The sequence below is a fragment of the Cupriavidus necator genome (genome assembly GCF_040578825.1).
Taxonomy (GTDB): Bacteria; Pseudomonadota; Gammaproteobacteria; order Burkholderiales; family Burkholderiaceae; genus Cupriavidus; species Cupriavidus necator_E.
Genome location: NZ_JBEFLI010000007.1, coordinates 1 through 26,796, shown reverse-complemented (window position 1 = coordinate 26,796; position 26,796 = coordinate 1). Strand labels below are relative to the sequence as shown.

The following is a 26,796-nucleotide window of genomic DNA, read 5'->3' as shown; positions in this document are numbered from 1 at the left end:
GGTGTGTGTGTGTGGAAATGCGAATGAGCGAATAAGACTGGCGCTCGTCCGATTTGTTCACGGCATATTTGCGGACACCAGCATGACGGCGGCGCCATGCGCCGGGGCAGGTCGCGAGCGCGGCATGCGTCACCTGGCGGCGTTCCGGTGCCGGGCGCATCACGCAGCGCGCGACGGCAACGGTGCCAGTGCGGAGAGTACCATCGCCAGCCGGTCCAGTGCGGGATCGATATCGAGCAGGTCGATCGCGCCGAATCCCAGCAACAGCCCCGCGCAGGTAGCTGGCGGGCTTGCATGGCAGGGATCCAGCGTGGCCAGCTCCAGGCCGGAGAGCCGTGCCATCGATACCAGGGTTTCGGTCGCCACCGGCACGCGCAGCCGCGCCGCGAGGTGGAAGCCCGCCATCGCGGGCAGCGGTTCCAGCCACGGCGACAGGTCGCCCTGCAGCCGCGCCAGCAGCCGCGCGCGCCGCTGCACATGGCGCGCGTGCGAACGCCGGATATGGCGCAGCAGGTGTCCCTCGGACAGGAAGCGCGCCAGCGCCTGCTGCAGCAGCGTCGGCGTGTACCAGTCCATCAGGTGCTTGACCTTGCGTGCCGCCGGCATCAGCCAGGGCGGCACCACCACATAGCCGCCGCGCAGGTTGGCCACCAGCGTCTTGGAAAAAGTGCCGAGGTAGACCACGCGCGCGTGCCGGTCCAGCGTCTGCAGCGCGTTTAGCGCCTGCCCGCCGTAGCGGAACTCGCTGTCGTAGTCGTCCTCGAGGATCACCGCATGGCGGCGCGCGGCCCAGTCAAGCAGCGCCTGGCGCCGCGCCAGGCTCATCGCCACACCCAGCGGCATCTGGTGCGACGGCGTGGCGTAGACCAGCGTGGCGTCGTCGGGTAGCGCGTCGACCACCAGCCCTTCGCCGTCGACCGGCACCGGCACCACGCGTGCGCCCATCCCCTGGAACAGTCCGCGCGCCATCGGGTAGCCGGGATCCTCCATCGCCACCACGGCACCCGGGCCCAGCACCAGCCGCGCCACCAGGTCCAGGCCCTGCTGCGCGCCGCCGGTCACCAGGATATCGGCCGGCACGCTCTGCACGCCGCGCGTGAACGCGATGTGGCGCGCGATGGCCTGGCGCAGCGCCATCTCGCCGGCCGGGTCCGGCGGGCCAGGCGGGCGCTGGCGCTCGGCGGCAAGCGCCGCGCGCACGCAGCGCGACCAGGCCTCGTGCGGAAAGCGCGCGGTATCGGCCTGGCCCGGCTGGAAAGCGTAGCGTGCGCCGCCGGCCGGGCCGAGGAAGGGCGTTTCCACCGCCATCCAGCGCTGCACCGCCGGCGGCAGCACCGGCGCCGCGCCCATGCGCACCGGCGGCCGCGCCAGCCCCTTGGCGACGTAGGTGCCGTCGCCGACGCGCGCGTGCAGCCAGCCCTCGGCCACCAGCCGCTCATAGGCCGTGGTCACGGTCTTGCGCGCCACGCCCAGCTGCGTGCCGAGCAGCCGCGTGGGCGGCATGCGCGCGCCGGCTCCGAGGCGGCCGGCCTGGATCGCATCGCGGATCTGGTGGACGATCTGCGCGGTCAGGTCGCTGGACGGGTCCAGGGCGAGGTGAAGTTCCATGGGGGAGGGGGAGCCGGAATTGGCCAGCCGATTGGTCTACTGATTTTGCCGGAAATTGGTGGTGTACGGTGCCAATCGGCACGGCTATCTTTGATCCCAACGGGCGCCACCCGGCAACGCAGGCGCCCGCCGCAACAATCCACTGACGAACTGGAGAAACCATCATGGAAGAACGGATGAACTGGCAGGACGTGGCCCCGGACGCCTACAAGGCAATGATCGGGCTGGAGGTCTACCTGGCGCGCTGCTCGCTGGAAAACAGCCTGAAGGAACTGGTCAAGATCCGCGCCTCGCAGATCAACGGCTGCGCGTTCTGCCTGGACATGCATATCACCGACGCCCGCAAGCATGGCGAAAGCGAGCGCCGCGTGAACCTGCTGCCGGCCTGGCGCGAAGTGAGCTGGTTCACCCCGCGCGAGCGTGCCGCGCTGGCGTGGACCGAGGCGCTGACGCTGCTGCCGCAAAGCCAGGCGCCGGACGCCGACTACAACGCGCTGCGCGAGCAGTTCTCGGAAAAGGAGATGGCCGACCTGACGCTGCTGATCTCGGCCATCAACGCGTGGAACCGTTTCGGCGTGGGCTTCCGCCGCCAGCCGCCGGCGCTCTGATCCAGGCAGTCGCTCCTGCCACGCCGCGGCCGGTCGATTGACAAGCCGCGGCGCGGTGCATTAGCTTCGGTTGCAGGGGCTGCCGCCGCCTGCGCGTGCAGCCCGGCCTGCTTTGCCTGCCAGGAGTCTTGCCCATGACCGAGGACACCCTGCTGCAACTGATGGTGGAAGTGGAGAAGGAAGACCCGATCGACTACGCCGACCTGCCGTTCGACGACGCCGCGCTGCGCCGGCTGGCGTGCAAGCTGATTGCCGATCGCTCCGCCGAGATGGAGGCGTCCGGCATGCCGACCGAAGCGCTGCTGGCGACGATGTGGGCCTCGACCGCCAAGCTGGTGCTGGAAAACCTGGTGCTCAATGCGCGCCTGCTGACGCTGCAGGGGCTGCCGGACGATGCCAGGGCGCTGATCGAGCGCATCGCGCGCCAGTCGCGCGGCGAGTCCTGAACCTGCCTTCCTGAGCCGCCCGGCCATGGCCGGGCCATGTGCCGCCGCCGGCTCAGGCAGCGGTGCCTTTGCCGTTTCGCTAAAATACCGGTTTTCACCCAGCCTGCCCGCGCGCCCGACGCGGCGGAGGCGGCTGACCAGGAGGATTTCGGTGATCAAGTGGATAATCGTCGCGGGCTACCTCGGTGCCATCCTGTATGTGCACTTCCGCGGCAAGGTAAGGCTGCGCATCTGGCGCCAGTTCCTCGACCATTCGGCGCTGGTGGCGCCGATCAACTGCTTTATGTACGCGTTCTCGGGCGTGCCGCGCACCCCGTATATCCCGGTCGAGAACTTCCCCGACCTGGAAAAGCTGCGCGCCGCCTGGCCTGAAATCCGCGACGAAGGGCTGGCGCTGGCCGCGATGCAAAAGATCAAGGCCGCCGACAAGAACGACGACGCCGGCTTCAACTCCTTCTTCAAATACGGCTGGAAGCGTTTCTACCTGAAGTGGTACGAGGCCCAGCACCCGTCGGCCGAAGTGCTGTGCCCCAAGACCGTGGCGCTGCTGCGCGAGCTGCCGACCGTGAAGGCGGCGATGTTCGCCGAGCTGCCGCCGGGCGGCAAGCTCAACCCGCACCGCGACCCGTTCGCCGGCTCGCTGCGCTATCACCTCGGGCTGTCCACGCCCAACGACGACCGCTGCTTTATCGAGGTCGACGGCGAGCGCCATAGCTGGCGCGACGGCCAGGGCGTGGTGTTCGACGAGACCTACCTGCACTGGGCCGAGAACCGCAGCGATGCCAACCGGCTGATCCTGTTCTGCGATATCGAGCGCCCGATGCGCTATGGCTGGGCCGCGAAGGTCAACCACTGGATGGGCCGCAAGGTGATGACCGCCGCCAGCTCGCCCAATGACGAGCACGACCAGACGGGGATGATCAACCGGCTGTTCCGCTTTGTGTGGCTGGGCGGGCAATATCGCCGGCGGTTCAAGGCGTGGAACCGGCAGGCTTATTACGTGACGAAGTTCGGGCTGATCGTGCTGGGCGTGGTGTTGATTGTTTATCTGTAATCGGGGCGGGCTGAAGCTGCTGACAGCATTGGCCCGCTGCAGGTTTGCTCCCCTCTCCCGCAAGCAGGAGAGGGAGCACGCAATCAGCGGTTGAAAGCCACCGCGACTTCAATCCCTTCAAAGGCCAGCGCTAGCCAGCCAGCCGCTGCACCACCGCAGCGAGCGTGGCCAGCGCGCGCTCGATCTGCGCCGAGCGCGGCGTGCCGCAGTTGATGCGCAGGCAATGGTCGAAGCGCCCGGCGTTGGAGAACATCACGCCCGGCATTACACGGATGCCGGCGGCCAGCGCCTGGTCGAACACCGCCTCTGACGAGACCCGCGCAGGCATCTCCACCCACAGGTGCATGCCGCCGCGCGGCGCCCCCAGCCGCGTGCCCGCCGGAAAGCTGGCGGCGACCGCCTGCGCAAACCATTCGCGCTGCGCGCTCAGCCGCGTGCGCAGCCGGCGCAGGTGGCGGTCATGCGCGCCCGACGCAAGGAAGTCCGCCGCCGCCATCTGCGACAGCATCTCGTTGGGCCGCGACAGCCCGAACTTCAGCATCTCCACGCGCGCCTGCCATTTGCCCGCGGCGATCCAGCCCAGCCGCATGCCCGGCGCCAGCACCTTGTGCAGCGACGCGCAGTGGATCACGTTGCCGCTGGTGTCCCATGCCTTGGCCGCGGCCGGCGGGGCCTCGCCATCGGCGGTGGCAGAGAAACAGTCGTCCTCGATCAGCGCAATGCCGCGCGCCTCGCACCACTGCGCGAGCCGCGCCTTGTTCGCGTCCGGCATGATGCAGCCGAGCGGGTTCTGCAGGTTGGGCACCACCGCCACCGCGCGGATATTGTCGTAGTGCTGCGCGGCCAGCTCCAGCGCCTCGAGCGAGATGCCGGTCTGCGGGCTGCACGGGATCTCGAGCGCGCGCATGCCCAGGCTTTCCAGGATCTGCAGCAGGCCATAGTAGGTCGGTGATTCCACCGCGATCACATCGCCCGGGCCGGCCACCGCGCGCAGCGCCAGGTTGAGCGCCTCGGTGCAGCCGTTGGTGATGACGATCTCTTCCGGCGTCAGTTGTACGCGTGCCCGCAGCGCCTGGCGCGCCAGCGCGGCGCGCAGCGGCTGGTAGCCCTCGGGCTCGACCGCCTCGCCGAACAGCATCGGATGCCGGCGCAGCGCGCGCGCCGCCGCGGTGCGCAGCGCCTCGGTCGGATACAGCGACGGCGCGCAATAGGCGCCGCCCAGGTTGGTATGCACGGGCTGGTGCTGGCCGCGCGCCAGCAAGCCGGAAATGCGCTGGTGGATGCCGACGTACTGCGCCGGATCGGGCAATGCCGCAGCGGGCTCGGTCAGCGCAGCCAGCGGCGCGCGCAGCGGCGCCGAGACGAAATAGCCCGAGCGCGGCCGCGCCTCGAGCAGGCCGTCGCTCTCGAGCTGCCTGCAGGCCTGCAGTGCGGTGGAGAGGCTGACGTCGTGCAGCGCCATCAGCGCGCGCACGGAGGGCATGCGGTCGCCGGTGGCAAGCGTGCCGGATTCGATGGCGCGGCGGTAGTGGCCGGCAACCTGGCGGTAGAGCGGGGCGGATTCCATGGGTGGCATCGTGGCGCGGTAGGCCACATCGGTACAGATACAGACGTGGGGCGGCTGTATCGTAACAGGGCGGAATTTGCATTGCTGTTCCGGTCTGCGCGCTTGCAGGGTGTGCCTGCCGCCGCGAAGTGCCGGTCGATAGGCTGGAGTCCTGTGCCTGTAACCGGAGTCCTGTGATGCAAAGCGAACCCCAATACACATCCGCCGCATCGTCATGCGTGCGGCTGGCGGCCGGCCAGAGCCTGCGCCTGCGGGTGGCGGCCGGCACTGTACTGCATGCCGACGGGGGCGAAATGGTAGTGGCCGGGCCGCCGCAATGGCTGGCCGAGACCTGCCATCTGCCGCGGCGGCGGCTGCGCGCCGGCGACACGCTGGTGGTGTCCGCACGCGGCTGGCTGGAAGTCGCCGCGCAACGGCCGGGCAGGCTCGCGATCGCGCAACCGGCCGGGCTGCTGGCGCGCCTGAAAACCGCGCTGGCGTTGCGTCCGCGCCACGGCGGGCCGGTGCACAAGCCCCACAAGCCCATCTCCCCCGCGATTCCCGACCCGGCTCCGGAAAACCTATAAAATTGCGCTCCGGCCGGCCTGGCACGTTTGTGTGCCCAACCCCCCGGCCGCAGTTCCCGGGTTCCCCATGCTACGTCTAAGTGAAGTCAAACTCCCGCTCGACCATACCGAAAGCGACCTGGACGCCGCCGTGCGTGCCAGCGCAGCGCAGATCGGCGTCAAGGGAGACGGCCTGATCGGCTATACCGTGTTCCGCCGTGCCCACGATGCGCGCAAGCGCTCGGATATCAAGCTGACCTACATCATCGATCTCGAAGTCAGCGACGAGGCCGCGGCGATCCGGCGCATGGCCGGCAAGCCGAACTGGAGCGTGACGCCCGACATGGAGTACCACTTCGTCGCGCGCGCGCAGCCGGGCAGCGCGCACCCGCGCCCGGTGGTGATCGGCATGGGCCCGTGCGGCCTGCTGGCGGGGCTGATCCTGGCGCAGTCGGGCTTCCGCCCGATCATCCTGGAGCGCGGCAAGGAAGTGCGCGAGCGCACCAAGGACACCTTCGGCCTGTGGCGCAAGAGCGTGCTCAACCCCGAGTCGAACGTGCAGTTCGGCGAAGGCGGCGCGGGCACGTTCTCTGACGGCAAGCTGTACAGCCAGATCAAGGACCCGAAGCACTATGGCCGCAAGGTGCTCAACGAGTTCGTGCGTGCCGGCGCGCCGGAAGACATCCTGTACAAGGCGCGTCCGCATATCGGCACCTTCCGCCTGGTCAGCATGGTCGAGAAGATGCGCGCCGAGATCATCGAACTGGGCGGCGAGATCCGCTTCGAGACGCGCGTCGACGATATCGACATCGACAATGGCCGGGTGCGCGGCCTGAAGCTGTCCAACGGCGCATACCTGGAAGCCGACCACGTCATCATGGCGGTCGGCCACAGCGCGCGCGATACCTTCGAGATGCTGCACCAGCGCGGCGTGTTCATGGAGGCCAAGCCGTTCTCGCTGGGCTTTCGCATCGAGCATCCGCAGGGGCTGATCAACCGCAGCCGCTTCGGCAAGTTCGCCGGCAACAAGCTGCTGGGCGCTGCCGACTACAAGGTGGTGCACCACTGCAGCAACGGGCGCTCGGTCTACAGCTTCTGCATGTGCCCCGGCGGCACGGTGGTGGCGGCGGCGTCCGAGTCCGGCCGCGTGGTCACCAACGGCATGAGCCAATACAAGCGCGCCGAGCGCAATGCCAATGCGGGCATCGTGGTCGGCATCACGCCGGAAGACTATCCCGGCGGTCCGCTGGCCGGCATCGAATTCCAGCGCAAGTGGGAAGAGCGCGCGTTCGAGCTGGGCGGCCGCAACTACAACGCACCGGGTCAGCTGGTGGGCGATTTCATTGCCGGCCGCGCGTCGACGTCGCTGGGCTCGGTCGAGCCCTCGTACAAGCCGGGCGTGACGCCGACCGACCTGAGCACCTCGCTGCCGGACTACGTGATCGAGGCGATCCGCGAAGGCATTCCCGAGATCGACAAGAAGCTGCCCGGCTTTGCGCTGCACGATGCGGTGCTGACTGGCGTGGAGACGCGCACCTCGTCGCCGCTGCGCATCCGCCGCAACAACGACGATTACCAGAGCATCAACGTCAAGGGCCTGTACCCGGCGGGCGAGGGCGCGGGCTATGCCGGCGGTATCTACTCCGCGGCGATCGACGGCATTGAAGTTGCCGAAGCGGTGGCTTTGAGCCTGGTCGGCAGCAAGGCCGCCGCCTAAGCCTGCTTCAGGTAAGCCGCGGCGCCCTGCGCCGCGGTGCGTCCGCTGGCAAAGCAGGCGGTCAGCAGGTAGCCGCCGGTGGGCGCTTCCCAGTCCAGCATCTCGCCCGCGCAGAACACGCCGGGCAATGCGCGCAGCATCAGCCCTTCATCCATCGCTTCGAAGCGCACGCCGCCGGCGCTGCTGATCACTTCATCGATGGGGCGCGCGCGCAGCAGCCGCAGCGGCAGCGCCTTCAGTGACACCGCCAGCGTGCCGGGGTCATACATCGCGTCCTTCGACAGGCATTCGCGCAGCAGGCCGGCCTTGACGCCCGTGATGCCGAGCCGGCTCTGCAGGTGGCTCGACAACGAACGCGCGCCGCGTGGGTGACTGACCTCGGCGCTGACCTGTTCGGCGCTGTGCGAAGGCAGCAGGTCCAGGTGGATCACCGCGCTGCCATCGGCTTCGATGCGGTCGCGTATCGGTGCCGACAGCGCATAGACCAGGCTGCCTTCGATACCGGTGGTGCTGATCACGAACTCTCCCTGCCGCGCGTGCGGTTGTCCGTCGCGATCCGTCAACGCGATCGCGGCCGGCTTGACCGGCGTGCCCGCGAAGCGTTCGGCAAAGCCCTCGCTCCACGCGACATCGAAACCGCAGTTGGCCGGCCGCAACGGCGCAATGTCGACGCCGCGTTCGGCCAGGCGCGGCACCCAGGTGCCATCCGAACCCAGTCGCGCCCAGCTCGCGCCGCCCAGCGCCAGCACCACGGCGCGCGCCTGCACGCAGACCTCGCCGGACGGCGTGGCGAAGCGCAGCCCATGCGGGGCGCGGTGCTGTGCGCCACCCTGTGCCCCATCCTCCCAACCCAGCCAGCGATGGCGCATATGGAACTGCACGCCGGATTCGCGCAGCCGGTGCAGCCACGCGCGCAGCATCGGCGCGGCCTTCATGTCGGTCGGGAAGACTCGGCCCGAACTGCCGACAAAGGTCTCGATGCCAAGCCCATGCACCCAATCGCGCAGCGCCTGCGGACCGAAGCCCGCCAGCATCGGCGCGATCTGTGCCGCACGCGCGCCGTAGCGGCCGAGGAAGGCGGCTTCCGGCTCCGCATGCGTCAGGTTCATGCCTCCCTTGCCGGCCATCAGGAACTTGCGCCCGACCGAAGGCATCGCGTCATACAGGACCACGCTGGCGCCCTGGGTTGCCAACACTTCTGCCGCCATCAGCCCGGCCGGGCCGCCGCCGATGATGGCAACGTCGGTACTGGTGCGCTGCAGGGAAGGATTGAGGGCAGAGGGCATAGGGGTGCGTGGAGTGAGGAGGTGTTTCGCCGCGGATTATAGAGCCTGCGGCAGCGCTAGAATGACGGTTTCCCGCGTCTTGCCATCATGTCTTCCGCCAGCTCCTCCGCCACCGCCTCCGCAGACGCCGTCATCGCCGCCACCCGCCACTGGCTGGAGCGCGCCGTGATCGGGCTGAACCTGTGCCCGTTCGCCAAGAGCGTGTATGTGAAAGAGCAGGTCCGCTACGTAGTCAGCACGGCCACCGAAGCGCCCGATGTGATGGACGACCTGGAGCGCGAACTGCGCCTGCTGGAGGAATCGGATCCCGCGCAGCTCGACACCACGCTGCTGATCCTGCCCGATGCGGTGGCGGACTTCCTCGACTTCAACGACCTGCTGTATTTCGCCGAGCGCCTGCTCGCGAGGCTCGGGCTGGAAGGCACGCTGCAGATCGCCAGCTTCCATCCGCACTACCAGTTCGCGGATACCGGGCCGGACGATATCGAGAACTACACCAACCGCGCGCCGTATCCGATCCTGCACCTGCTGCGCGAAGACAGCATTGCGCGCGCGGTGGCGGCATTCCCCGATGCGGCGGATATCTACGAACGAAACCAGGCCACCATGCGCCGGCTCGGCCATGAAGGCTGGCGGCGCTGGATGGCCGGCGAGGACGACGAGCCGGCGCAGGACGCGAAAGACGCGAAGGACTGATTACGCCGCGGCCAGCGGCGTGGTGAAGAAGCGCTCGCGCATCTCCTCCAGCCCCAGCTGTGCCAGCACGTCCTCCAGCCGCTCGGCCGGGCGCCGGCGCGGCAGGTCCTTGTACTGCGCGATGATCAGCTCGTTCTTCATCGAGTGCTCCCAGCCCACCAGCTCGGTCACGCTGACCTGGTAGCCGTGCGCCTCGAGCTGCAGGCACCGCAGCACGTTGGTCACCTGGCTGCCGAACTCGCGCGTATGCAGCGGATGGCGCCAGATCTCGGTCAGCGGATTGCCGGCCAGCAGCTTGCCCTTGTGCTTGCGCAGCACGCTGGCCACTTCGGCCTGGCAGCACGGCACCAGCACGATATGCCGGGCCTGCTTCGCCAGCGCGAAGCGGATCGCATCGTCGGTCGCGGTATTGCAGGCGTGCAGCGCGGTGACCACGTCGACCGTCGGCGGCAGCTGCGGCGAGGTGATCGAATCGGCCACTGACAGGTTCAGGAACGACATCCCCGGGAAACCGAGCCGTCCGGCCAGTGCCTGCGACGTCTTCACCAGCTCTTCGCGGGTCTCGATGCCGTAGATATGGGAGTCGTCGTGCAGCGCCTTGAAGAACAGGTCGTACAGGATAAAGCCGAGGTACGACTTGCCGGCGCCATGGTCGACCAGCGTGACGCGGCCGCGCTCGGCCTTGACCTCCTGCAGCAGCGGTTCGATGAACTGGAACAGGTGGTAGACCTGCTTGAGCTTGCGCCGGCTGTCCTGGTTCATCTTGCCGTCGCGCGTCAGGATATGGAGTTCCTTGAGCAGCTCGATGGACTGGCCGGGGCGGATTTCGTGGGTGTTTGACATGGGGACTGCGCAACTGCGGGGCGCGGCGCGCCCCGGACATGCCGACAGTTTACCGAAAACTTCCGGCTGCCCCAGCCAATGCATGTGGCTTCAGCCCTGCTTCTGAAGGGTAAAGTTGCGCGCTCAAGTTCCTGGTGCAACCTGCCGTTGGTGATGGATCGATCACCAGTGAAGCGCCGTGCACGGGCCTCTCGAGCCGGGGAGGAAGCAGCCGCGCCGCTCCAACTTAACCATCGGGGGACTCATGATGCAGGAGTCGGGTTTGCGCCTGGAGCTTGCCGAGCCAGGCGAGCAGGTGCATGCGCGCTACACGCCGGAGCCGGGCAGGATGCCGCCGGATCACGACAGCCTGATGCAATGCCTGGCCGACCTCGGCTGGGCGGGCGCACGGCTGGACGCGCGCGCGGTGGCGCAGTTCCTGGCGCAATGCCAGCGGGCCGGGCATGAAATCGACGCCACCATTGGGGTGCTGATCGACGGCGCGTTCGAACTCGATATCACCGCCGACGGCCTCGCCGTGCGGCTGACGCTGCTGCCGCCGGAAGGCGGACGTCCGGTTACCGCGCCAGAGATTCGCCGCGCCGTGGCGGAACGCGGCGTGGTCGCGCCGATCCAGGCGCTGGCACTCGACGCCGCTATGGCCGAGGGCCGTTGCGAGCTGCGGACCATCGCCGCGGGCGTGGCGCCGCGCCAGGGCGAGCCGGCGCGCTTTATCAACCTGCTGGCACCGCGCAAGCCGGCGCAGGCCGACGACGAAGCCACCAGGGTCGACCTGCGCGACCTCGGCAACCTGCTGCTGGTGAGCCCCGGCACGCCGCTGATGCGCCGTATCCCGGCCGTGCCGGGCAATGACGGCGTCGACGTATTCGGCAAGCCCATTGCCGCCGAGGTGGCCGAAGATCCTCCGTTTGCCGAGGGGCTGACCGGCGCGGCCGCCGACGCAGACGACCCCGGTCTCCTGGTCGCGGTGATCGCCGGCTCGCCGGTGGTCGGCGTCTATGGCATCTCGGTGAGCCCGGTGGTGCAGGTAGAATCGGTCGACCTGCATTCAGGCAACGTCGCGTTCGACGGCTCGCTGCGCGTAGCGGGCGATATCCGCACCGGCATGTCGGTCAGCGTCAGCGGCGATGTGATGGTCGAAGGCACCATCGAAGCCGCCAATGTCGAGGCCGGCGGCAATGTCGTGGTCAAGGGCGGCATCATCGGCAAGGCCGAAGGTGGCCTGGCAGGCAAGACCGAGGGCGGCCAGGGCGGCATCAGCCGTGCCAGCGTGCGCTGCAAGGGCGCGGTCAAGGCGCGCTTTATCGAGAACGCCGTGGTCGAGGCCGGCACCGAGGTCGTGGTCGAGAGCGGTATCCGCCAGAGCGACGTCGCGGCCGGCGAGCGCATCGTGGTGGGCGGGCAGGGTGTGCAGGGCAGCATCAGCGGCGGCCGCAGCCGCGCCATGCTGGCGGTGCACGCCGCAGTGCTGGGCGCGCCGGCCGGCACCGCCACCATCGTGCACGTCGGCCTTAATCCGTTTGCCGACGCGCAGCGCGCCGCGCTGGAAGCCGAGCGGCGCCGCATGCTGGAGGAGCAGAACAAGGTCAGGCAATTGGTGGCGTTTTTCGCCAAGCACCCCGAGAAAGCGGTTGGCGACCTGCGCGAGAAGGCGCGCGCGACGCTGTTCAAGCTGTCGCGCGACCTGTTCGCGCTGGAAGGGCGGCTCACGGAACTCGGCCAGCAGATGCAGCCCTGCGCCGATGCCGTGATCGACGCCGCACGCCGCATCCATGGCGGCGTCACGCTGCAGGTAGGCAACCGCGTGCTCAAAGTGATGGAAGACAAGCCCGGCGGGCAGATCCGGCTGGTCGACGACCGTATCGCCGTCACCTGAATCAACGCTTCTTTTCGCCGCGCTTTGTACTATGCTGCAGTTATGTCCTGGGGTGCCGCAGGATGGGCGAGAAGAGCTAGAGTTGGGCAGTGAATGCAGAAGCGGACCAGCACTCTGTGGAAGCGTTACATAGAACCGACTCACGTGGCACTGGAATACCGGAAGGCCAGCCATTGCGGCTGGCCTTTCTGCTTTTCATGCCTTACGCGTGGTTTGAGCTGCCCTTTAAGACCGCACGTTACGCCGCATAAACGCGCAACTCGTGCAGCCCGCTGCGCTCCACGCGCGTACCCAGCGCGCGCCCTTCATCGGCCAGCATGCCCAGCAGCCACGTAACGTCCACTTCGCGCGCATACTGCAGCCGGAAGTGGCTGCGGCGCAGCGGCACCAGCCGCAGGTCGGCGTTGCCGCCGCGATCGAAGCTGACGAATACCATCAGCGCCAGGTCGGGCCGGTAAGCGTCGTAGCCGCCGATGCCTTCGTAGTCGTTGATAAAGTCACCGCAGCCGTAGAGGATGGGCTTGCCGGCATGCAGTTCGATGCCGCGCGGGTGGTGGGACGAATGGCCGTGCACGATATCGACGCCGGCGCGCCGTACAAGGCCGCGGGCGAAGGCGCGTTGCGCGGGATCGATGTGGTAGCCCCAGTTCGAACCCCAGTGGATCGAAACCACCACCCGGTCGCCAGCGCGCTTGATCGCGCGCACCTGCGCCGCGATGCGCTCGAGCGAGGCATCGGACCAGTCATCCAGCAGGTTCACGCCGGAGTGCCCGGCGGTGGCGCGCCATGCTGCGGGCGTGCCCGCGTTCTCCATGGCGAAGCCGAGCACCACCACGCGGCCGCCGCCGGCGCGCGGCAACAGCGCCGCACGCGCGGCGCTGGCCTCGTCGGTGCCGGCCCCGACATGCGCGATATGCGCGCCGTCGAGCGCCGCCAGCGTATCGTTCAGCCCCGCGCGTCCCCAGTCGAGCACATGATTGTTGGCCAGCACCGCGCAGTCGATGCCCGCAGCCTGCAGGCAGGCGATATTGCCGGGATGCATGCGGTAATGCACCGCCTTGCCCGGCCATGCATCGTCGCTGGTGGTGATGGCGGTTTCGAGATTGACGATGCGCGGGCGCGCCGCGCGGCTTTCCAGTTCCGCCAGCGCTTCGCCCCACGGGTATTCCGGCCCGGCGGGGCGCGCGATCGGGCCGGCCTTGCGTTCGGCCAGGCGCACATAGTCGAGCGCGGAATGCACGTACGACTCATGCAGCAGCGGCACGCTCGGATGCGCCAGGATCTGGTCGATGCCGCGGCCGGTCATCACGTCGCCGCACAGGAACAGGGGAGGGTTGTCGGGTGTATTCATCGCGCGGTCGGACGGCGCACAGGCGCAGTGCCGACGCTTCATGATAGGTCGGGGGAACGGCATGATCGTCGTACCGCACTTGCTGCGCGCTGACGAATTAGCGTTCGGTTTACATTCGTCCGGGGCCTGCCTTAAATGGTGAAGTCATCGGTCCTCGTGGCCATCACTTCCCGCTTCGCCGCGCGCCGTCCGATGTCTGCAACCAGCATCGGGAGGCACATCATGGCCCAGTTATCCAGCGAACTTGTCGAAGGACTCAAGGCACAACTGAGGGGGCAGGTGCTGCAACCGGGCGACAGTGCCTACGACGAAGCCCGCAGCATCTGGAACGCCATGATCGACCGCCACCCGCGGCTGATCGTACGCGCTGCGGGCACTGCCGACGTGATCGCCGCCGTCAATTTCTCGCGCGACAACGGCGTGCTGATGTCGATACGCGGCGGCGGCCATAACATCGGCGGACTGGCGATCGCCGAGGCCGGCATGGTGCTCGACCTGTCGCAGATGAAGTCCGTGCGCGTCGATCCCAAGGCGCAGCGCGCCTACGTGGAGCCGGGCGCCACGCTGCGCGACTTCGACCATGAAGCGCAGGCCTTTGGCCTGGCCACGCCGCTGGGCATCAACTCCACCACGGGTGTCGCGGGACTGACGCTGGGCGGCGGCTTCGGCTGGCTCAGCCGCAAGTTCGGCACCACCGTCGACAACCTGGTGTCGGCGCAGGTGGTGACCGCGGATGGCAAACTGCTGCGCGCGAGCGCCGACGAGAACGCTGACCTGTTCTGGGCCTTGCGCGGTGGAGGCGGCAACTTCGGCGTGGTGACCATGTTCGAGTTCCGCCTGCATCCGGTCGGGCCCGAAGTGTATGGCGGCCTGATCGTCTATCCGCTGGAACAGGCGGCAACGGTGCTGCCCGCCTATCGCGAACTGTACGAGTCGATGCCGGACGAACTGACGGTCTGGGTGGTGCTGCGCCAGGCGCCGCCACTGCCGTTCCTGCCGGCCGAGGCGCACGGCAAGCCAGTGGCAGCGCTGGCAATCTGCTATATCGGCCCGCCCGACAAGGGCCCCGAACTGGTCGAGCCGCTGCGGCAGCTCGGCACGCCCTACGGCGAGCACGTCGGGCCGATGCCGTTCACCGCATGGCAGCAGGCCTTCGATCCGCTGCTGACGCCGGGCGCGCGCAACTACTGGAAATCGCACAACTTTGCCGGCCTGGACGACGGCATGCTGACGATGCTGGTCGACCAGATCTACAAGCTGCCATCACCGCAATGCGAGGTCTTTATCGGCGCGATGGGCGGGCAGACCAACCGCGTCGCGCCGGACGCCACCGCGTATGCCAGCCGCGACGCCAAGTTCATCATGAACCTGCACGGGCGCTGGGATTCGCCAGCGGACGACGACCGGTGCATCGCGTGGTCGCGCGAGGTGTTCCGCGCGGCGACGCCGTTCGCGCTGGGCAGCGTCTATGTCAACTTCCTGACGCAGGAAGAGGGCGACCGCGTCGGCGCTGCGTACGGGCCCAACTATGACCGGCTGGTCGAGGTGAAGCGGCGCTACGATCCGGACAACCTGTTCCGCCATAACCACAACATCAACCCGGCGCAGTAGCTGGCGTTATTCGAGGTTGGCGTAATCGGCGTCATGCAGGGCGCCCCGCGCGTGCGGGCCGCCCACCTTCACGCGGCTGCAATACTGGCATGCGAGCATCGCCGCGACCGCGTTGTATCCACAGGGAGAGCAGATGAGACCGGGTGAGGCAGAGCTGGTGCGACGTATCCACAATGAGGTCGCCGACTACTACGACGAAGAAATCGAACTGGAACTGGACGACCGCGAGGCCAGCGAGGCCTTTGGCGACCCGGTGCACTTCGACGACGCGGCCGAGCAGGACAGCCGCCGCCGCTACTTCCGCGAGCTGTTCCGTCTGCAGGGCGAACTGGTGCGGCTGCAGAGCTGGGTCGCCGCCACCGGGCACAAGATCGTCATCATCTTCGAAGGGCGCGATGCCGCCGGCAAGGGCGGCGTGATCAAGCGCATCACGCAGCGGCTCAACCCGCGCGTATGCCGCGTGGCGGCACTGCCCGCCCCCAACGACCGCGAGCGCACGCAGTGGTATTTCCAGCGCTATGTCGCACATTTGCCCGCGGCCGGGGAAATGGTGCTGTTCGACCGGAGCTGGTACAACCGCGCCGGCGTCGAGCGCGTGATGGGCTTCTGCTCGGACGACCAGTACGAAGAGTTCTTCCGCTCCGTGCCCGAGTTCGAGAAGATGCTGGTGCGCTCCGGCATTCAGGTCATCAAGTACTGGTTCTCGATCACGCACGACGAACAGCGGTTGCGCTTCCTCAGCCGTATCCACGACCCGCTCAAGCAGTGGAAGCTCAGCCCGATGGACCTGGAATCGCAGCGTCGCTGGGAGGACTACACCAAGGCCAAGGAGACCATGCTCGAGCGCACCCATATCGCCGAAGCGCCGTGGTGGGTGGTGCAGGCCGACGACAAGAAGCGCGCGCGGCTGAACTGCATCCACCACCTGCTGAGCCAAGTGCCCTATGCGGAAGTGGAGGCGCCTACCGTGGTGCTGCCGGGGCGCGAGCGGCATGAGGATTATGTGCGCCAGCCGGTGCCTAAAGAGATGATCGTGCCGGACGTGTATTGAAGGAGTAGGGTATCCATGGGGTGCGCCATCGTCCCCGTCGCTTATCCGCTACCTATAATGAAAACGGCCGCCTGGCAAACAAGGGCGGCCGTGATCGTGCAACTGCTTGTATTCTGGGCGGCCATGCTTGCCGCCTACCTCCTGATGAAGCACGCTGGCTGCTTCAGCCAGCCGGTGCTCTACCCCGACTTCGACCACCCGTTCAGGTACTGGTGGGCGCGGCGGTTGGGGCACCAGTTGCTGCCACCGCCGCCATTGCCCCCTGACGAAGGACGACAAAAAACCCGGAGAGCCTGACGCCGTCCGGGTTTGTTGGGCCATGCCCAGGAATTCTGTGGTGCCGAAGAGAGGAATCGAACCCCCGACCTTCTCATTACGAATGAGCTGCTCTACCGACTGAGCTACTTCGGCAACATGTTCCGGTGAACTGGAACAGCCCGCAATACTAGCAGCGTTTTTCGGGCTTGGGAAGCCCCTTTGTGCTTCCCGGGGATCATTGCAGCAAGATCGGGGCGCCGCCCGGCGCCCCGTTTTCTTGCCGACAACCGCGTCAGGCCTTGCCTTCGGCTTCCTGGTGGTAGCGCGTGACGCGCTCCACTTCGTTCTTCGAGCCCAGGATCACCGACACGCGCTGGTGCAGCTTCTCGGGTGTGACGTCCATGATGCGCTCGTGGCCGTTGGTGGCGGCGCCGCCTGCCTGCTCGACCAGCATTGCCATCGGGTTGGCTTCGTACATCAGGCGCAGCTTGCCCGGCTTTTCCGGCTCGCGCTTGTCCCACGGGTACATGAAGATGCCGCCGCGGGTCAGGATGCGGTGCACGTCGGCGACCATCGACGCGACCCAGCGCATGTTGAAGTTCTTGCCGCGCGGGCCTTCCTCGCCGGCCAGGCATTCGTCGATATAGCGGCGCACAGGCGGGGCCCAGTGGCGCATGTTCGACATATTGATGGCGAATTCCTTGGTGTCTTCCGGGATCGTCACATTGGAGTGCGTCAGCACGAAGCTGCCGGCCTCACGATCCAGCGTGAACATGTGCACGCCGTTGCCGACGGTCAGCACCAGCGTGGTCTGCGGGCCGTACACGGCGTAGCCGGCGGCGACCTGGTGGGTGCCCGGCTGCAGGAAGTCGGCCTCGGTCACGGTCTGGCCGGGCTTGGGCATGTGCAGCACCGAGAAGATGGTGCCGATCGAGACGTTGACGTCAATGTTCGACGAGCCGTCCAGCGGATCGAACATCAGCAGGTATTCGCCCTTCGGGTAGCGGTTGGGAATCTCGTAGAACGATTCCATCTCTTCGGACGCCATTGCGGCGAGGTGGCCGCCCCATTCGTTGGCGTCGAGCAGCACTTCATTGGCGATCACATCCAGCTTCTGCTGGGTTTCGCCCTGGACGTTGCCGGTGCCGGCCGAGCCCAGCACACCGGCGAGTGCGCCTTTGCTGACGGCGTTGGAAATGGCCTTGCAGGCGCGCGCGACCACTTCGATCAGCAGCCGCAGTTCGGGCTGGATCGTGTTGTGCTTGCGCTGCTCCTCGACCAGGTAGCGGGTGAGGCTGATGCGAGTCATGGTTGGTTCTCCTTGGATGGCCGCAATTCTACATGCCCGGCCCCGGCTGCCCGCCGGAGCGGCGCAGCGGGATCGGGCAAGCGGGGGGCGTTGCGGAGCCTGGTTGTGTGTTCTTTCGCTCGGTTGCTCAGCTCAGTCCTGCAGTCACGCAGCCAGCGCCTTGCCGACGATCTCGCGCACGTCGCGCGACAGCGTGGTGCTGGCGGCCACGCGTTCCAGCTCGGCGCGCATGCGGTCGCGCAGGGTCAGTTCGTACTTCTGCCAGCGGTCCATCACGCGTGCCAGGCGCGCGGCCACTTGCGGGTTGATGGCGTCCAGCGCCAGCACCTGGTCGGCCCAGAAGCGGTAGCCCGAGCCGTCCTCGGCGTGGAACTGCGCCGGGTTGCCGGAGCAGAAGCTGAAGATCAGCGAGCGCGCGCGGTTGGGGTTGCGCAGGTTGAACGCGGGGTGCTCCATCAGCGCGCGCACGGTGTCGATGGTGCGCTTGCCTGCATGCGGGCCAACCTCGCCGCGCTGCATGCCTTGCAGCGAGAACCATTTGTCGATCACCAGCGCGTCGTCCTCGAAGCGCTCGTAGAAATCGGCCAGCGCGTGCTCGCGCCCCGGCGCGAAGCTGTTGACCAGCGCCGACAGCGCGGCAAAGCGGTCGGTCATGTTGTCGGCGGCCTGGTATTGCTGGTCGGCCAGTGCCTGCATGTCGGCGTCGCCGCCGTCGGCCAGGTAACCGAGCGCCAGGTTGCGCAGCGCGCGCTTGGCGGCGGAAGCGGCATCGGGCGAGTACGGCCCGGGCGTCGCGTTGGCCTCGTACGCGGCCAGCCAGTCGGCCCGCAGCGCGCGCGCCAGGCCTTCGCGCATGAACTGGCGGGCGCGGTGGATCGCGGCGGGATCGGCCACGCCCATGCGCTCGGCCAGGTAGGCTTCGGCGGGCAGCACCAGCGCCTGTTCGCGGAAGGCGGGGTTGAGGGTGTGGTCGGTCAGCACGGTGCGAAGCGCCTGCACCAACGCGGGATCGAGCTTCAGCTCGCGTCCGGCCTGCACGTCGGCGACGAGCTGCAGCAGCGCGCGCGTGGCCAGCCGTTGGCCGGCTTCCCAGCGGTTGAAGGCATCGCTGTCGTGCGACAGCAGGAAAGTGAGCTGCGCATCGGTGTATTCGGCATCGACGATCACCGGCGCGGAGAAATTGCGCAGCAGCGAGGGCAGCGGTGCCTGCTGACCTTTGGGCAGGTTGACGAAGTGGAAGCTCTGCTCGGCCTGCGTGAAGTCGAGCACGCGCGTGGTGCCGGCGGGCGCAGCCTCGCCGTCGAGCTGCAGCGGCAGGTCGCTGCCGTCGGCGCCGAGCAGGCCCAGCGCGAACGGGATATGGAACGGCTGCTTCTCGGGCGTGCCGGCGCGGGTCTCGATGCCGACCTTGGGGCAGCGCTGCGACAGCGTCAGCGTCAGGCTGCCGTCGTCGGCGTTCCAGACGCTGCGCACGGTCACCACGGGCGTGCCGGCCTGGCTGTACCACAGCCCGAACTGGGTCAGGTCGCGGCCGTTGGCATCGGCCATCGCGATGCGGAAGTCGTCGCAGGTGACGGCCTGGCCGTCATGGCGCTGGAAGTACAGGTCCATGCCCTTGCGAAAGCCCTCGCGGCCCAGCAGGGTCTGGTACATGCGCACGACCTCGGCGCCTTTCTCGTACACCGTGACGGTGTAGAAGTTGTTGATCTCTTCGTAGCTGTCGGGGCGCACCGGGTGCGCCATCGGGCCGGCGTCCTCGGGGAACTGCACCTGGCGCAGCACGCGCACGTCCTCGATGCGCTTGACCGCGCGGCCCGATTCCGAGCCCATCATGTCGGCCGAGAACTCCTGGTCGCGGAACACCGTCAGGCCTTCCTTCAGCGAGAGCTGGAACCAGTCGCGGCAGGTGACGCGGTTGCCGGTCCAGTTGTGGAAGTACTCGTGGCCGACCACCGCCTCGATATTGGCGAAGTCGGTGTCGGTGGCGGTCTGCGCGTTGGCCAGCACGTACTTGGTGTTGAAGATGTTCAGGCCCTTGTTTTCCATCGCGCCCATGTTGAAGTCGCCCACGGCGACGATCATGAAGCGGTCGAGGTCGAGCTCCAGCCCGAAGCGCTGCTCATCCCAGCGGATCGAATGGACCAGCGAATCCATCGCGTGGCGGGTCTTGTCGAGGTCGCGCGCCTCGACCCAGACCTGCAGCAGCTTTTCCTTGCCCGAGGCGGACTGGATCCGTTCCTCGATGCATTCGAGCTTGCCGGCGACCAGCGCGAACAGGTAGGACGGCTTGCGGAACGGGTCTTCCCAGATCGCCTCGTGGCGGCCGTCGGGCAGGTCCTGCTTGCTGACCAGGTTGCCGTTGGACAGCAGCACCGGATAGGCGGCGCGGTCGGCGCGCAGCGTGACGCGGTAGGTTGCCATCACGTCCGGGCGGTCGAGGAAGTAGGTGATGCGGCGAAAGCCCTCGGCCTCGCACTGGGTGAAGAAGTTGCCGTTGGACACATACAGGCCCGACAGCGTGGTATTGGCCGCGGGCTGGCACGCGGTGACGATCTCCAGCGTGCCCTGCGCCGGCAGGCCGGCGATGGTCAGCGTGCCCGCGTCCTGGGTCGCGTTGGCGACCGGCTTGCCGTCCAGGCTGACGCCAATCAGTTCGAGTTCCTCGCCGCACAGCACCAGCGGCGCATCCGGCGCGCCGGCCTGGCGCGCGAAGCGCAGCGTGCTGGTGACCACGGTGCGCTGGGGATCGAGCTCCAGCACCAGCTCGGCGTGGTCGATGCCGAACGGGGGCGGGGTATAGTCCTTGCGATAGACGGTAACGGGCGTGTCGGTGCGCAGCATGGAGAGATCCTGTCTTCGGAAGACCGTTAGGAAGGGCGGGCCATGGGGATAAGCATGGCGCCGAAGTCCTCATTGTAGCCAAGGGGGTGGCCGGGCACCGTCGGAGGCGTCGGCGGCAGCACCAAGGCCGCTCCGGTCGGGCAGGGCGACGGGGCCGCCGGGAATTCCGCGGCCGCGGCGTGGTCTCAGAGACACGTAAGGAAGAAAGCGAGGTAGCACTATGTGGCAGCGCGCAGGCGGTGTCGGCAATAAAGCAACGGGAGGCCTGCGGTGGGATCCGCGCAGGCTGTTGGGAGCGGTGGCATGGCTGGCGGTGCTGTTGCTGTCGGGTTGCGCCAGCACGGTGGTGACCGATGTCACGGCGTTCCGCCAGCCCGGCTGGCAGAACGACGCGCCGCGCACCTACAGCTTCGAGCACAGCGCCGGGCAGGCGGCGCAGCTGGACCGCCAGACCTATGAGGTGTGGCTGGCCCAGGCGCTGTCCGGCGCCGGCTTCCAGCAGGTGCCGGAGAAGCAGGCACGCTATCGCATCAGCATGGACTACGACGCCGCGCCCGGCATCGTGCGCGTGGCCGAGACGGTCTACCCGGACTACGGCCCATGGGGCCCGTACTGGGGACCCGGCTACTACCGGCCCTGGGGCCCGTGGGGACCGTGGGGTCCCTGGGGACCGGGCTACTGGCCGCCGCAGACGGTGGTGCGCGACGTGCCGGTGACGTTTTCCAGCCTGCGCGTGTACTTCAGGGACGCGGCGACCGGCAAGCGGGTCTACCAGGTGACCGCGCAGAACCAGACCGAGAACGGCAGCCTGCCGGCGACCATGCCCTACCTGATCCGCAGCGCCTTTACCGACTTCCCGGCTGACAGCGGCCGCCCGCGCCGCGTGAAGCTGGAGGTCGACAAAAACGTGAAGTAGCAGGGCCTGGTTGGTGTCGCGACAGATGCTGAACGGCAGTGCGTGCAGATGCGTGCAGGGGCATGCCCCTGCACGTTCATTGCATACCTGGCGGTAAAAGCTGTTTAACCAGAAGATTCCGCCTAAATAAAGGCTTCCGAACTGGCTCCGGTGGCACTTTGCGCATCTGCGTGGGCTAGAATATCTGCTCGATTTTTCCGGCCCTGCTTGCCGGAATCGTCAGTTTTCGCTGCCAGAAGTCTCCTTCGCTGCCGGCCATTTTTTGCATCGCGGCCGGGGAGAAGATTGGCGGGAGAGGAGACGCTTCCGGTGTCGGGCCTATTTTCCGGACGAGCCAATGAGCAGCCAGAACAGCGGTGATGCACCGCAACATGCCCCGAACAGTCCTGAAGCGCAGCTGCGCCTCGCCGCGCTGGAATACCACCGCAGCCCCACCAAGGGAAAGATCCAGGTAACCGCGACCAAGGCGCTGTCCAACCAGCGTGACCTGTCGCTGGCCTACTCCCCCGGCGTGGCCTACGCCTGCGAGGAGATCGCCAGGGATCCCGCCACTGCCGCCGAGTACACCTCGCGCGCCAACCTGGTGGCCGTGGTGACCAACGGCACCGCGGTGCTGGGCCTGGGCGACATCGGCCCGCTGGCCGGCAAGCCGGTGATGGAAGGCAAGGGCTGCCTGTTCAAGAAGTTCGCCGGCATCGATGTGTTCGACATCGAACTCGACGCACGCGACCCGGACAAGATCGTCGAGATCGTGGCCGCGCTGGAGCCCACGCTGGGCGGCGTGAACCTGGAAGACATCAAGGCGCCGGAGTGCTTCTACATCGAGCAGAAGCTGCGCGAGCGCATGAATATCCCCGTCTTCCACGATGACCAGCACGGCACCGCCATTATCTCGGCGGCGGCGCTGCTGAACGGCCTGAAGGTGGTTGGCAAGGACATCGCCACGGTCAGGCTGGCGGTGTCGGGCGCCGGCGCCGCGGCAATCGCCTGCCTGGACACCATGGTGAGCCTGGGCGTGAAGCGCGAGAACGTCTCGGTGGTCGACTCCAAGGGCGTGATCTACGTTGGCCGCGACGCCAACATGGAGGCCAACAAGGCCCGCTACGCGCAGGACACCTCGGCCCGCACGCTGGCCGACATCGTCAAGGGCGCCGACGTGTTCCTGGGCTGCTCGACCGCCGGCGTGCTGACCGGCGACATGGTCAAGACCATGGCCGACAAGCCCATCATCCTGGCGCTGGCCAACCCCGAGCCGGAAATCCGCCCGGAAGTGGCCAAGGCCGCGCGCCCGGACTGCATCATCGCCACCGGCCGTTCGGACTACCCGAACCAGGTCAACAACGTGCTGTGCTTCCCGTATATCTTCCGCGGCGCGCTCGATTGCGGCGCGACCAAGATCACGGAAGCGATGAAGCTGGCCTGCGTCAAGGCGATCGCCGAGCTGGCCGAGGCCGAGCTGAACGACGCCGTCGCCGCCGCCTACGGTGGCCGCGAGCTGAAGTTCGGCCCGGACTACATCATCCCGACGCCGTTCGACCAGCGCCTGATCGAGAAGATCGCGCCGGCGGTGGCCAAGGCTGCGGAAGAGTCCGGCGTGGCTACCCGTCCGATCAAGGATCTCGAAGCGTACCGCCAGCAGCTCACGACCTATGTCTATCACACCGGCCTGATCATGAAGCCGGTGTTCTCGGCCGCCAAGAGCGCGCCCAAGCGCGTGGCCTATGCCGAAGGCGAGGAAGAGCGTGTGCTGCGCGCGGTGCAGACCGTGGTCGACGAAGGCCTGGCCCGTCCGACGCTGATCGGCCGTCCGCACGTGATCCAGATGCGCATCGAGAAGGCCGGCCTGCGCCTGAAGGCCGGCGTGGACTTCGATCTGGTCAATCCGGAAGAAGACCCGCGCTACCGCGCTTACCACGAGGCCTACCACACGTTGCGCGGCCGCGACGGCGTGACGCCGGACATGGCCAAGGTGGCGCTGCGCCGCTCGAATACGCTGATCGGCACGATGCTGATGCACATGGGCGATGCCGATGCGCTGCTGTGCGGCACGGTGGGCCGATTCGAGGCGCACCTGGAGCATGTGCGCGACGTGATCGGCCTGGCGCCGGGCGCCAGGGTGTTCGCCGCGATGAACGCGCTGATGCTGGAAAAGTACACGCTGTTTATCACCGACACCTTCGTCAACGACGACCCTAGCGCGGAAGAGCTGGCTGCCATCACCCAGCTTGCCGCCGAGGAAATCGCCCGCTTCGGCCTGCAGCCGAAGGTGGCGCTGATGTCGCATTCGATGTTCGGCTCGTCGACCCGCCCGTCGGCACGCAAGATGCGCGAGACTGCCCAGATCCTGGCGCGCGTGGCGCCCAATCTGGAAGTCGAAGGCGAGATGCAGGGCGACGCCGCGCTGGTCGAGGACGTGCGCCGTCACTTCCTGCCGTCGACCAAGCTGGCCGGCAGCGCCAACCTGCTGGTGATGCCGACGCTGGACGCCGCCAATATCGCCTTCAACCTGCTCAAGATCACAGGCGGGCAGGGCGTGACGGTGGGCCCGATCCTGCTGGGCGCGGCCAAGCCGGTGCACATCCTGAACCCGCAGGCAACCACGCGACGCATCGTCAATATGACGGCCGTGGCCGTGGCGGAGAGCAACGCGGTGCGCTGATACGCTGAACCAGCGTTGTGCAGATGCAAAAAGCCGGGTCGAATGACCCGGCTTTTTGCTGGTTGGTGCCCGGCCGCAAGCGAACGGCGCGGGCGTGTGCCGCTATGACTATTGCAGCACGTTGTACTGCTCGCGCATTACCACGATGATCGACTTGGCCGCCGCAAGCTGCTGGCCAAGGTTGTCGACGGACTCCTGCGGGAAATCGACCTCGGCGCTCCAGTTGCATCCGGTATGGTCAGGCTGGTGCATTCGCACCGCGTGCAGTTCGCATTCGCCGCACTCGGGGTTGTTGTCGAGGCACTGGTTCAGGATGGCCATCAGTTCGGTCCGGGTCTTCGCGTATCGCCGCATGTGTCACCTCGCTCGTGTCGTTTTTGAGGCCTGGAAAACCAATCTAGGAAGCGGGCGAGGGCGCTTCCAATTGAATCCCCCTATGAAACAGCGGTTTTCGATCCGGTGTGCGCTGTAGCATGGAATGGCGCGCCGCAGCAATGTGCGGGCAAATTTCGGCTGAATGTGACGCCTGGTCGGCAAGAAAAAAGCCCGCCAAGGGGGCGGGCTCCAGAACTGCAGGTCACTTTCCGTGAGACGGTTACGCCATCAGAACTTGTGGCGCACGCCCACGCCGAAGGTATCGCCGTGCTCGATGCCGGTGATCTTGTCGTAGTAGTAGGCGACGTACACGTCGGTGCGCTTGGACAGGTTGTAGTCGTAGGCGACCGCGAAGGTGTTGCGCTTGAAGTCGCCCAGCGAGTTGTCGGTCTTGTCGTAAGCGTACGAGGCCAGCAGGCTGCCGGCGCCGATCGGCACCGAGGCGCCGAACTGGCCGTTCACGTGCTTGATGTCGCCATCGACCGCCGTGGTGGCGCGCGTCTTGATGTACTGGCCCTGCGCGTACAGCTTGACCACCTTGAAGTCATACGACAGGCCCACCTGCGCGGCGTCCTGGCGCGAGAAGCCCAGGCTTGCCAGGTCGGTCGGCACGTTGCTGAAGCGCACCTGCTGGTAGGCGACGGTGGCCGCGAACGGTCCGTTGAAGTACATCAGGTTGCCGCCCCACTTGTTCTTGCCCGCTGCGCCTGCCTGCTCGCCGAACGAGTAGATGACGTTGGCGGTCAGGCCGCCGAAGCTCGGCGTGGAGTACAGCACCGAGTTGTTCCAGCCCGAATCGCCGATGATGCCGGGATCGTTGACGCTGCCGCTGACCGCGCCGAAGTAGGTGTGGAAGATCGCCGGCGAGAATACATACGAGTCGATCAGCGGGTTGAACAGGATGGTCGACACGAAGTACGGCGTGGTGTTGCGGCCCAGCTTGATGGTGCCGGCCTTGTCGTTCTGCAGGCCGACATAGGCGTTGCGGCTGAACATCGAGTCGCCGGTAAAGCGGCCGCTGTTGCCGCTGTCGGTGCGGAAGAAGCCGTTCAGGTCGAAGATGGCCTTGGTGCCGCCGCCCAGATCTTCGGTGCCCTTGATGCCCCAGTACGACGTCTGCATCCCGCCCGAATTGGCAACCCATGCGCGCTCGCCCGTGCCGGGGCTCTTGACGGCGCCGACGAACATGTCGGCCTGGCCGTAGAGCGTGACGCTCGACTGGGCCATGGCCGCGCCGGAGAGAAGGGTAGCTGCTACCGCCGCCAGCTTCAGTGCCGGCTTGTACTGCTTCTGCATGTTAAGACCTCCGTGGTTTTGATCCTGCTTGGAACGTTGTGTACTGGGTCCCTGACGGGTTCTTCTAATGTTTTTTCTTGGATGCGTGCCGCCTGGCTTGGGCTCGGTGACTGGGGTGCCGGCGGCATCGCGGTACAGCGTTTTTGTTATACAGCTGACGCTTTTTTCTCAGGCGGATACTAAGTCGTCGAGCCGGAACTGCGCAATGCGATGGATCTGATGAATGCAGGTTTGCAACTCCTCTTGCGGCGAGTTCTCAAGGCGGCGCGCAAACTCGGCAATGATCCCGTGGCGGTCGTAGCCGCGCACGGCCAGGATGAACGGAAAGCCGAACTTCTGGTTGTAGGCGGCGTTGAGCGCTTGCAGCCGATCGAACTCTTCTGGCGTGCACAGGTTGAGGCCGGCGCCGCTCTGCTCGCGCGTGGACTCGGCGGTCAGCTCGCCGCGCACGGCGGCCTTGCCGGCGAGTTCCGGGTGGGCGCGCACCAGCTTCAGTTGCGCGGCTTCACCGGCTTCGTCGACGGCCCGGCGCAGTGCCTGCGCCAGCGCGGCGCGGTCGGCGAAGGGACGCTGCGCGGCAGCGGCCTCGGCGAACCAGGGGGAGTGTTCATAAATGCCGCCCAGCACCTGCACGAATTCCGCGACCGGCATGGCGTTCAGTTGGGCGATGGTGAAGGTCTGGCTCATGCTTGCTTCCGGGGAGTGTAGGGATGGGTTGCGGCCCAGTGCCGCGCGATATCGACACGGCGGCAGATCCACACCTTGTCGTGCTGCTGCACATAGTCGAGGAAGCGCTGCAGCGCGCGGAAGCGGCCGGGGCGGCCCAGCAACCGGCAGTGCATGCCGATCGACAGCATCCTGGGTTGATCGAGCCCGTCCGGAT

The 26,796-nt window shown here is 67.2% G+C and carries 22 protein-coding genes, 1 tRNA gene and 1 pseudogene; 12 read left to right on the top strand and 12 right to left on the bottom strand.

The genetic code is table 11. The features are described 5' to 3' along the window. Positions 1-159: 159 nt before the first annotated feature. On the bottom strand, positions 160-1,608 hold the full coding sequence (pdxR, locus tag AB1I47_RS05815; RefSeq protein WP_354682822.1) for a MocR-like pyridoxine biosynthesis transcription factor PdxR: 1,449 nt from the start codon (positions 1,606-1,608) through the stop codon (positions 160-162). A gap of 164 nt (positions 1,609-1,772) precedes the next feature. Here pdxR and AB1I47_RS05810 point away from each other — a divergent pair, with 164 nt between their 5' ends. The 3 genes from AB1I47_RS05810 (at position 1,773) to lpxO (ending at position 3,716) form a co-directional block, all read left to right on the top strand. Next, complete coding sequence (locus tag AB1I47_RS05810; RefSeq protein WP_354682821.1) at positions 1,773-2,216, top strand: carboxymuconolactone decarboxylase family protein; 444 nt, start codon at positions 1,773-1,775, stop codon at positions 2,214-2,216. A gap of 134 nt (positions 2,217-2,350) precedes the next feature. Continuing rightward, entirely contained in the window at positions 2,351-2,662 is a 312-nt protein-coding gene (locus AB1I47_RS05805; RefSeq protein ID WP_354682820.1) for a hypothetical protein, read from the top strand. 151 nt (positions 2,663-2,813) lie between these two features. After that, positions 2,814-3,716 carry a lipid A hydroxylase LpxO gene (gene lpxO, locus AB1I47_RS05800; RefSeq protein ID WP_354682819.1) on the top strand — a complete coding sequence of 301 codons (903 nt, stop codon included), beginning with the start codon at positions 2,814-2,816 and terminating at the stop codon, positions 3,714-3,716. 130 nt (positions 3,717-3,846) lie between these two features. Here the strand turns inward: lpxO and AB1I47_RS05795 are convergent, their stop codons facing one another. Beyond that, positions 3,847-5,283, bottom strand: a complete 1,437-nt coding sequence (locus AB1I47_RS05795; RefSeq protein WP_354682818.1) for an aminotransferase-like domain-containing protein — start codon at positions 5,281-5,283, stop codon at positions 3,847-3,849. 176 nt (positions 5,284-5,459) lie between these two features. Here AB1I47_RS05795 and AB1I47_RS05790 point away from each other — a divergent pair, with 176 nt between their 5' ends. Both AB1I47_RS05790 and AB1I47_RS05785 read left to right on the top strand, forming a co-directional pair. Beyond that, positions 5,460-5,849 carry a hypothetical protein gene (locus AB1I47_RS05790; protein ID WP_354682817.1) on the top strand — a complete coding sequence of 130 codons (390 nt, stop codon included), beginning with the start codon at positions 5,460-5,462 and terminating at the stop codon, positions 5,847-5,849. A 67-nt stretch (positions 5,850-5,916) separates the two neighbouring features. Next, the gene (locus AB1I47_RS05785) at positions 5,917-7,545 is read left to right on the top strand and encodes an NAD(P)/FAD-dependent oxidoreductase (RefSeq protein WP_354682816.1); all 1,629 of its coding nucleotides are present in this window, start codon (positions 5,917-5,919) and stop codon (positions 7,543-7,545) included. On the opposite strand, the gene AB1I47_RS05780 is transcribed toward AB1I47_RS05785, so the two are convergent. Beyond that, on the bottom strand, positions 7,542-8,831 hold the full coding sequence (locus AB1I47_RS05780) for a TIGR03862 family flavoprotein (RefSeq protein WP_354682815.1): 1,290 nt from the start codon (positions 8,829-8,831) through the stop codon (positions 7,542-7,544). The genes AB1I47_RS05785 and AB1I47_RS05780 overlap by 4 nt on opposite strands. Positions 8,832-8,918: 87 nt before the next feature. Here AB1I47_RS05780 and AB1I47_RS05775 point away from each other — a divergent pair, with 87 nt between their 5' ends. Beyond that, complete coding sequence (locus tag AB1I47_RS05775) at positions 8,919-9,527, top strand: DUF1415 domain-containing protein (protein WP_354682814.1); 609 nt, start codon at positions 8,919-8,921, stop codon at positions 9,525-9,527. Here the strand turns inward: AB1I47_RS05775 and AB1I47_RS05770 are convergent, their stop codons facing one another. Beyond that, positions 9,528-10,370 carry a class I SAM-dependent methyltransferase gene (locus AB1I47_RS05770; protein ID WP_354682813.1) on the bottom strand — a complete coding sequence of 281 codons (843 nt, stop codon included), beginning with the start codon at positions 10,368-10,370 and terminating at the stop codon, positions 9,528-9,530. Between the two features lie 244 nt (positions 10,371-10,614). Between AB1I47_RS05770 and AB1I47_RS05765 the strand changes: the two genes are divergently transcribed. Then, on the top strand, positions 10,615-12,246 hold the full coding sequence (locus AB1I47_RS05765) for a DUF342 domain-containing protein (protein ID WP_354682812.1): 1,632 nt from the start codon (positions 10,615-10,617) through the stop codon (positions 12,244-12,246). 238 nt (positions 12,247-12,484) lie between these two features. Here AB1I47_RS05765 and AB1I47_RS05760 read toward each other — a convergent pair whose 3' ends face one another. Further along, positions 12,485-13,597 carry a CapA family protein gene (locus AB1I47_RS05760; protein WP_354682811.1) on the bottom strand — a complete coding sequence of 371 codons (1,113 nt, stop codon included), beginning with the start codon at positions 13,595-13,597 and terminating at the stop codon, positions 12,485-12,487. Positions 13,598-13,819: 222 nt separating this feature from the next. Here AB1I47_RS05760 and AB1I47_RS05755 point away from each other — a divergent pair, with 222 nt between their 5' ends. From AB1I47_RS05755 to AB1I47_RS05745, 3 genes are all read left to right on the top strand, one after another. Continuing rightward, positions 13,820-15,208: an FAD-binding oxidoreductase gene (locus AB1I47_RS05755; protein WP_354682810.1), complete on the top strand. Its 1,389-nt coding sequence runs from the start codon at positions 13,820-13,822 to the stop codon at positions 15,206-15,208. A gap of 133 nt (positions 15,209-15,341) precedes the next feature. Next, positions 15,342-16,259, top strand: coding sequence for a polyphosphate kinase 2 (ppk2, locus tag AB1I47_RS05750; RefSeq protein ID WP_354682809.1), 918 nt, complete (start codon positions 15,342-15,344; stop codon positions 16,257-16,259). Between the two features lie 57 nt (positions 16,260-16,316). Further along, positions 16,317-16,556, top strand: coding sequence for a hypothetical protein (locus AB1I47_RS05745; protein WP_354682808.1), 240 nt, complete (start codon positions 16,317-16,319; stop codon positions 16,554-16,556). 38 nt (positions 16,557-16,594) lie between these two features. On the opposite strand, the gene AB1I47_RS05740 is transcribed toward AB1I47_RS05745, so the two are convergent. From AB1I47_RS05740 to pepN, 3 genes are all read right to left on the bottom strand, one after another. Next, positions 16,595-16,670: transfer RNA gene (locus AB1I47_RS05740), tRNA-Thr, on the bottom strand. Positions 16,671-16,809: 139 nt separating this feature from the next. Next, positions 16,810-17,826 (bottom strand): class 1 fructose-bisphosphatase, encoded by a 1,017-nt coding sequence (locus AB1I47_RS05735; protein WP_354682807.1) that lies wholly within the window; start codon positions 17,824-17,826, stop codon positions 16,810-16,812. A 144-nt stretch (positions 17,827-17,970) separates the two neighbouring features. Beyond that, positions 17,971-20,667: an aminopeptidase N gene (pepN, locus tag AB1I47_RS05730; RefSeq protein WP_354682806.1), complete on the bottom strand. Its 2,697-nt coding sequence runs from the start codon at positions 20,665-20,667 to the stop codon at positions 17,971-17,973. 298 nt (positions 20,668-20,965) lie between these two features. Here pepN and AB1I47_RS05725 point away from each other — a divergent pair, with 298 nt between their 5' ends. Continuing rightward, positions 20,966-21,583: a DUF4136 domain-containing protein gene (locus tag AB1I47_RS05725; RefSeq protein WP_354682923.1), complete on the top strand. Its 618-nt coding sequence runs from the start codon at positions 20,966-20,968 to the stop codon at positions 21,581-21,583. A 337-nt stretch (positions 21,584-21,920) separates the two neighbouring features. Then, entirely contained in the window at positions 21,921-24,242 is a 2,322-nt protein-coding gene (locus AB1I47_RS05720) for an NADP-dependent malic enzyme (protein WP_354682805.1), read from the top strand. Between the two features lie 108 nt (positions 24,243-24,350). Here the strand turns inward: AB1I47_RS05720 and AB1I47_RS05715 are convergent, their stop codons facing one another. From AB1I47_RS05715 to AB1I47_RS05700, 4 genes and pseudogenes are all read right to left on the bottom strand, one after another. After that, on the bottom strand, positions 24,351-24,596 hold the full coding sequence (locus AB1I47_RS05715) for a hypothetical protein (RefSeq protein WP_354682804.1): 246 nt from the start codon (positions 24,594-24,596) through the stop codon (positions 24,351-24,353). Positions 24,597-24,845: 249 nt separating this feature from the next. Then, positions 24,846-25,913: a porin gene (locus AB1I47_RS05710; RefSeq protein WP_354682803.1), complete on the bottom strand. Its 1,068-nt coding sequence runs from the start codon at positions 25,911-25,913 to the stop codon at positions 24,846-24,848. A 168-nt stretch (positions 25,914-26,081) separates the two neighbouring features. After that, the gene (gene uraD, locus AB1I47_RS05705) at positions 26,082-26,600 is read right to left on the bottom strand and encodes a 2-oxo-4-hydroxy-4-carboxy-5-ureidoimidazoline decarboxylase (protein WP_354682802.1); all 519 of its coding nucleotides are present in this window, start codon (positions 26,598-26,600) and stop codon (positions 26,082-26,084) included. Then, a pseudogene (locus tag AB1I47_RS05700) lies at positions 26,597-26,796 on the bottom strand (allantoinase); the annotation flags it as partial. The pseudogene AB1I47_RS05700 and the gene uraD, both read right to left, overlap by 4 nt.